The following is a 6,084-nucleotide window of genomic DNA, read 5'->3' as shown; positions in this document are numbered from 1 at the left end:
ACGACCGCGAGATGTACAAGCGTCGCAATGAGGTCGAGCGCTTGTTCCGTCGGCTCAAAGGCTATCGCCGGATCTTCTCGCGCTTCGAGAAACTCGATCTCATGTTCCTGGGCTTCATCAGCTTCGCGCTCGTCGCCGATGGATTGAGAATGTGTTAACAGGCCCTAGTTCATTCGGCCACAAGGAGTCGTTTCCGATGACCATTCAACTGCCGTCCGTCTACCGCGACTTCATCAATTCGAATGGACTATTTGAGGGCTTCGCCGTCGCAGCCGGTGAGGAACACTACGTCGTACTTTGGGGTGATGATGAAGTGGCTTCTGCCAACGCTGAGATTGAAATCCCCGTCTATGCTCCTGGCTTCGTGGCATTTGCTGGGAATGGTGGCGGAGAGGTCTTTGCCTTTGACGACACCGGCGCCGTGGTCATGCTTCCGATGATTGGGATGGCGCCAGAAGCTGCGATCCACGTAGCGAGCGACTTCCCTGAATTTGCGCGAGGTTTTCGGCACGATAGTGCGTCCGGTAAGTGACCGCTTCAGTGAGGCGCACAGCCGCTTTGGCCCGCTGCGGTCATTCCCCCAGTCTCCCCAAAACCGTTCTTCAGACAACCAGATGAGACAGCGCGACGAGCGCTATGAAGGTCAGGAAATACACAAGGCCAAGCCCGATCCGTTGTACGAGAAGAAGCCCACGGGCCAGGACCAGCAACAGCGTGTGCGGCTGTACCGGCCCGAGGACTTCCTGGTGGCCGAGGACGCAAGCCACTGCATCTGCCCGGCGGGCCAGAAGCTCCACAGCAACGGCAGCGCCTGCACGGTCAACGGGCGTCCGTGTCACAAGTACACCGGCAGCAAGGCAGGTTGTGGGCCGTGCGAGCAGAGAAGCCAGTGTCTGCGCCACCCGCAGCGCACGGCGGTGCGGCAGGTGGCGATCTTCAAGAAAAATCAGAGCAGTCCCAACGACGTGCTCCAGGCGATGAAGCAACGCATCGACAGTCCGGAGGGAAGAAGGCGCTACAGCCAGCGCATCGGCACGGTGGAGCCGGTGTTTGGCAACATCCGGCACAACAAGCGGTTGAACCGATTCACGCTGCGCGGGAGCAAGAAGGTGGGCACGCAGTGGAGGCTGTATTGCCTGGTGCACAACATCGAGAAACTGGCCGGGTGCGACCTGAAGAAATAGCGGGTGGGATACGGGTCTTGTTCGGTGCCAGAATGAGCGCTACAGGCTGATCAGGAACCCGATTGGACGGGTCGATCAACCGCAAACGACTTCAGGAGGGACCCACACCATGGCGATCCAGAAAACCGAACCCATGCGCCAGTCTGCGGCTGGACTTGGAGTTTTTGCACAGCCTCGTTAGATCTTGGTCATGTCGCACTTCCACCGTCCCCCGGACGTAGAGGCCCTCGTTGAATTCCTGCCAACCTCGGAAGGTGGCAAGGAGCGCTCGGTTCGATCCGGATATCGTCCAAACCACCTCGTCGCCCAAAACCTTCTGACATCCGGGCATCACGAATACCTCGACAAAGAGTCAGTTGCTCCCGGCGAGTCCGCCAAAGCACAGATCTGGTTCTTATCGCCGGAACAATACCCCGGTTGCATGTGGGAGGGGCGAGTGGTCCGCGTGCAAGAGGGATCGCGGCTTGTCGGGCACGCCACAATCACAAAGGTCCTCAATGCATTGCTTGAAAAGATCTAACCCTGCATTGCAGCGGATGGCTTTGCCGTCCGCTGAATTTGAACGTTGAGGCTGTGCAAAAACCCCGCTGAGCAGGAACGAATAGCCACCGCGGAAGTCCATGTCCAAACGCTCAAAGCAGGAGAGCAGGACATGGCGAGATACAAACTGATCGACCGCAATCCCAGGCTCTTACCCGTGGTGCTGAGCGAGCAGATTCAACCTGGTAGCTTTGAATTTGCGCTCGATCACCTGATCGACAACGAACTCGATCTCAGCGCCCTGGATGCGCGCTTTCGCAACGACGAGACCGGCGCCAGCGCCTACGACCCACGCGTCATGCTCAAGATCGTTTTGCTGGCCTACAGCCGCGGTTTGACCAGCAGCCGACGCATCGAAGCGGCCTGCCTGCACAACGTGCAATTCATCGCCATCAGTGGCGACAGCCAACCGAGCTACACCCACATTGCCAAGTTCGTGCGCGAGCTCGGCGACGACATCCAGGCCTTGTTCACCCAGGTGCTGCTGACCTGCGACCGCCTGGGCCTGATCGGGCGGCAGATGTTTGCCATCGACGGCGTGAAGCTGCCGGCCAACGCCAGCAAAGAGCGCAGCGGCACCCATGCCGAGCTGGCGCACCGGGCAGAGCGTCTGGACAAGGCCGCGCGCAAGATCATTGAAGCCCACCAGCGACAAGACGCCAGCGGTGATGAGCCGGGCACGGACGAACAGCGTCAGGCCCGCATCAACGCCCTGCACAAAGAGGCCCAGGCCACGCGCGACTTCATCGCCCGCAACGCTCCGCGGCGCAACCGCAAAGGCCAGGAACTCAAGACCAACGTCACCGACCCCGAGAGCGCCAAGATGGCCACCGGCAAAGGCGTGATCCAGGGCTATGCGGCGCAGGCCGCAGTGGACAGCCAAAACCAGATCATCGTGGCGGCCGATATCACCGGCTCAGGTTCGGAGCAGGCCATGCTGCTGCCCATGGTCAAGGCCAGTGAAGCCGTGAGAGACCCAGACACCTTGATCACCGCCGATGCGGGCTACCACAGCACGGAGAACCTGCAGGCGCTGGCCGAGCAACACATCGATGCGCTGATTGCAGACAACCAGATGAGGCAGCGCGACGAGCGCTATGAAGGTCAGGCAAAACACAAGGCCAAGCCTGATCCGCTGTACGAGAAGAAGCCCATGGGATCAGCGCAGAAGATCGGGCTTTACCGGCCCGAGGACTTCCGGGTGAGCGAGGACCAAAGCCACTGCATCTGCCCGGCTGGCCGCAAGCTCAACAGCAACGGCAGCGCCTGCACCATCAACGGCCGAAGCTGCCACAAATACACCGGCAGCCAAAGCGGCTGCGGCCCGTGCGATCACAGGCACCTGTGCTTGCGCCACCCTGAGCGCACGGTGGTGAGGCAGGTGGCGATCTTTGCCAAAGGCCAGTCCAGTGCGAACGAGGTACTCGAAACGATGAAGCAGCGCATCGACAGTCCCGAGGGAAGAAGGCGCTACAGCCAGCGCATCGGCACCGTCGAGCCGGTGTTTGGCAACATCCGGCACAACAAGCGGTTGAACCGGTTCACGCTGCGCGGGAGCAAGAAGGTGGGCACGCAGTGGAGGCTGTATTGCCTGGTGCACAACATCGAGAAACTGGCCGGGTGCGACCTGAAGAAATAGCGGGTGGGATACGGGGCTTGTTCGGTGCCAGAATGAGCGCCAGAGGTCCCATCAGAGGGGTCAATCAACCGAGAGCGACATCAGGAGAGACCAACACCATGGCAATCCAGAAAACTGAACCCATGCGCCAGTCTGCGGCTGGACTTGGGGTTTTTGCACAGCCTCGTTAGCAGTCATGAGCGAGCACCTCACCATTGCATCCGCAGGAAATGTCCTTCCCGCTGCCCTCGCAACGTTGCGTCAGCTTGGGTACGTCGTCACGCTAATGAACAACGGTCGCCTTTGCAAAGCTGAGAATGGCACTCAAACACTCGTAGCCGAAGACCCGCTGCTACTTCTTGGTCTCGTCAAGCTGCAAGAAGCCCGAGGGAACGAATGGGCGCCAACCGAAACCGAAGTTGAAAACTACCTAGCGTTCAATGCAGCTCACATAGAAGCTGCGTATGAACGCGCGGACGTGTGGGAGGAGAGCGGTGCCGTTCACATTCTTTGTGTCAGCGCCTTTGGAGATCCAGTTGAATTGGGAGAAGAAGAAGCTCGCGACTTTGCTGCTCGGCTAAACAAGGCGATCACAGAAGCGGGGCCAGAATGACACCTAACATTCCAATCCACCGGACCTCCGGCAAGCTGCGCTTGCCTGCGTCCGGTGATTTTCAACGTTATCTGTCATGAGCAGAACATCGTCGGCGTTCGAAGCAGCGTTCACGCCCGATGCGATCGCTTCTGCATCCGTCACCGCTTCCGAGGTTTCCGAGCCGTACCTTGGTCCGCTGCTGGCGAAATGGGGCGGGACCTCGTTTAACGGTGGCATGTACCGGTTGATTCGCCCAGAAGACATTGAGGATTGGGTTCGAATCGCCGAGGGTGCGTTTCCCTCGTTTCGCGACCGCTTGCTCCCATTTGGGATCGATTGGCTGGGCCGGCTGTTTGCCCTCGATCTTGGTCGCACTGTCACGGGATCCCCGGCAGTCACTTTGCTCGAGCCTGGCACAGGTGAAGCCCTAGAAATACCTTGCACAGCGGAATCATTCCATGAGTCCGAACTAATTGAGTATCGCGAAGAGTCATTGGCCGCGAGCTTCCTGGAGGCTTGGCTCAGGGCCGGCGGCACGCCTCCTGCTTTAAACGAGTGCGTCGCATATCGCAAGCCACTCTTCCTGGGCGGCAGCGACACGGTAGAAAATCTTGAGCTCACGGACCTCCACCTGTACTGGGGTATCGCCGAACAGCTCATACGAAAAGTCCGCGGGCTACCTCTTGGAACTGTCGTTGAAGACGTAAGCTTGCGCAAATGACAGATAACAAGTCGCTCGGCAGGGACACGCCACAGCAGAAGGCCGCTACGCGGCTAGCGTGGCGCGCACGGCAGCTCCAACGTTGGGCGTAGCGATGCCGCATTCCGTTCTTGCCGACGAGTTCTACCTCTATCTATTAGCGTTCTGCCAAGAAGATCAGTGTGCGGCAAATTTTGAGCCGAGTGAACGTCTATCGGCAGCTACTGACATCGAACCATGGTCGGTTCGCGCTGCGACAGAAGCGGAAGGAAAGGGCTGGGCGGTAGACGGCAGTGGAAGAGTTCTTTGCCCAGAGCATGCGCCCAACCCATCATTCCAGCGGACTGCCTACGGCAGCCGTTGAATTCAAACGTTATGCCTCAACGGAGAGTGCGCGATGAAATCTGCTTTTCTCTCTTACGAGCAATGGCGCGCGGACAATGCCGGACGCGCGGAGGATGCGGCCAATCTCTTTGGCCAGTATCTCGTTGAGCATTGCAGAAACAAGGCGATCGCCACAGCTCCGGCTGATTCGAGCGAAGAGACACGAGCCGCAGTCGTGCGAGCGGTGGATGAAGCTCTTCACAATGTCACGGATCTGCTTGAAGGCTTTTGGCCTCTGCCTGCAGGTGACGGGTGTATGGCAGAACTAGCCCTGAACGTGAACATTGTTCGTGACGGACGGCTCTTTGAGACCCAACCAATCTCTCCCGGCAAGCTTGATCTACCAATTGGCTACTGGAGCTGGATTGAGGCATAACTTGTCAATCGACGCGGACCCACAACAGCAGGCTGCGGCTTCGCCGCTCATGTTGGTGGTCCGGTCATTTTTACGTTAGCCGTCAAATGAACAGACCTGCGTACCGTGAGGTTTCCGACCTTTGGGAGGTTGAAGGTTCCTTCCGGGACATATACGTTCTTCATTCCGACTTGGCTGGATGGCGAGCATTCATGGCCTTCGCGGCGGGCTACCCGTGCAGTTATTCATTCGATGGCGAGACCGGCGTTCTGCCTGAAGTGAGCCAGTTACTGGTCAATCGTGATGGTAGCCATCTGCTCCGCATAGATCTTGGTGGCGCAACTGCCAACTGCCATTTTTTCATGGCGTCTGAAATCGAGTTGGATGTCGATCCTAGAGAGGTTCAAAACGCCGACGCGCACGATGCGGTTCTTTCCTTCGTCGAAGGCATGGCACGAGCCATTGGCCGGCCCGTGCTTCTCACACCGGAGAACGGAAGTCATGTTCCGTACCTGTCTTATGAGCCAACTTGCGGTGAGTGGCATGCACACTCTTGACAGTGCAGCGACACTGATGGCTAAGGATGGTCTGCACAACACCCGGATCTGCGTGGGCTGATGCTCGCAATTTCAAATGGCGGCAATTTTTGCTGATCAAGAGGTGTTTTCGGGCTAATTTCACTCCTGTTGGCGACCCCTTGGCCGCATT

General features: G+C 58.5%; 7 protein-coding genes and 1 pseudogene. All 8 read left to right on the top strand.

The annotated features are described in order from the left end of the window. Positions 1 to 158, top strand: a pseudogene (locus B0E41_RS00305) (IS5/IS1182 family transposase); the annotation flags it as partial. Between the two features lie 38 nt (positions 159 to 196). Further along, the gene (locus B0E41_RS00300; protein ID WP_077327456.1) at positions 197 to 532 is read left to right on the top strand and encodes an SMI1/KNR4 family protein; all 336 of its coding nucleotides are present in this window, start codon (positions 197 to 199) and stop codon (positions 530 to 532) included. An 82-nt stretch (positions 533 to 614) separates the two neighbouring features. Continuing rightward, positions 615 to 1,184 (top strand): transposase, encoded by a 570-nt coding sequence (locus tag B0E41_RS00295; protein ID WP_077327453.1) that lies wholly within the window; start codon positions 615 to 617, stop codon positions 1,182 to 1,184. 652 nt (positions 1,185 to 1,836) lie between these two features. Further along, positions 1,837 to 3,363, top strand: coding sequence for an IS1182 family transposase (locus tag B0E41_RS00285; RefSeq protein ID WP_077327447.1), 1,527 nt, complete (start codon positions 1,837 to 1,839; stop codon positions 3,361 to 3,363). Positions 3,364 to 3,538: 175 nt separating this feature from the next. Continuing rightward, positions 3,539 to 3,955 carry a hypothetical protein gene (locus B0E41_RS26375; protein ID WP_143433588.1) on the top strand — a complete coding sequence of 139 codons (417 nt, stop codon included), beginning with the start codon at positions 3,539 to 3,541 and terminating at the stop codon, positions 3,953 to 3,955. 76 nt (positions 3,956 to 4,031) lie between these two features. Further along, positions 4,032 to 4,658: a T6SS immunity protein Tdi1 domain-containing protein gene (locus tag B0E41_RS00280; RefSeq protein ID WP_143433587.1), complete on the top strand. Its 627-nt coding sequence runs from the start codon at positions 4,032 to 4,034 to the stop codon at positions 4,656 to 4,658. A gap of 376 nt (positions 4,659 to 5,034) precedes the next feature. After that, positions 5,035 to 5,397: a hypothetical protein gene (locus B0E41_RS26370; protein WP_143433586.1), complete on the top strand. Its 363-nt coding sequence runs from the start codon at positions 5,035 to 5,037 to the stop codon at positions 5,395 to 5,397. A 191-nt stretch (positions 5,398 to 5,588) separates the two neighbouring features. Then, positions 5,589 to 5,933 carry a hypothetical protein gene (locus B0E41_RS26960; protein WP_171984615.1) on the top strand — a complete coding sequence of 115 codons (345 nt, stop codon included), beginning with the start codon at positions 5,589 to 5,591 and terminating at the stop codon, positions 5,931 to 5,933. The last annotated feature ends 151 nt before the right edge of the window (positions 5,934 to 6,084 follow it).

The organism is Hydrogenophaga sp. A37 (assembly GCF_002001205.1).
GTDB lineage: Bacteria > Pseudomonadota > Gammaproteobacteria > Burkholderiales > Burkholderiaceae_C > Hydrogenophaga.
The sequence above is the reverse complement of the archived record's forward strand: the minus strand, read 5'-3'. Positions and strand labels throughout refer to the sequence as shown.